Source organism: Streptomyces sp. URMC 126 (assembly GCF_051386555.1).
Classification (GTDB): Bacteria; Actinomycetota; Actinomycetes; order Streptomycetales; family Streptomycetaceae; genus Streptomyces.
This window is the reverse complement of sequence record NZ_JBPQTX010001084.1, coordinates 1-254: the sequence shown is the minus strand read 5'-3', so window position 1 is coordinate 254 and position 254 is coordinate 1. Positions and strand designations below refer to the sequence as shown.

Below are 254 nucleotides of genomic sequence, written 5' to 3'. Positions count from 1 at the left end.
CGTCTCCTGGAGGGTGGCCAGTTCCTTGGTGAGGTCGCCCTCGTCCTGCTCCTTGCGGAGCTGGAGCGCGTACTCGTGGGTGTAGGCCTCCTTGGCGACCCGCACCATCTCCGGGGCGGCCAGGTCCATGCGGTAGTTGCGGTCGGAGGGCTCGGCGTGCGTGATGTTGGCGTTGGTCAGCTCCACCGCCGGCTGGAACTGCTGGTTGAGCTGCTCCAGGAGCCGGCCGGTGTCCTCGCCGACCATGTCGTAGA

General features: G+C 67.7%; 1 pseudogene. It reads right to left on the bottom strand.

The annotated features are described in order from the left end of the window. Positions 1-254, bottom strand: a pseudogene (locus ACSNOK_RS35185) (SPFH domain-containing protein); the annotation flags it as partial.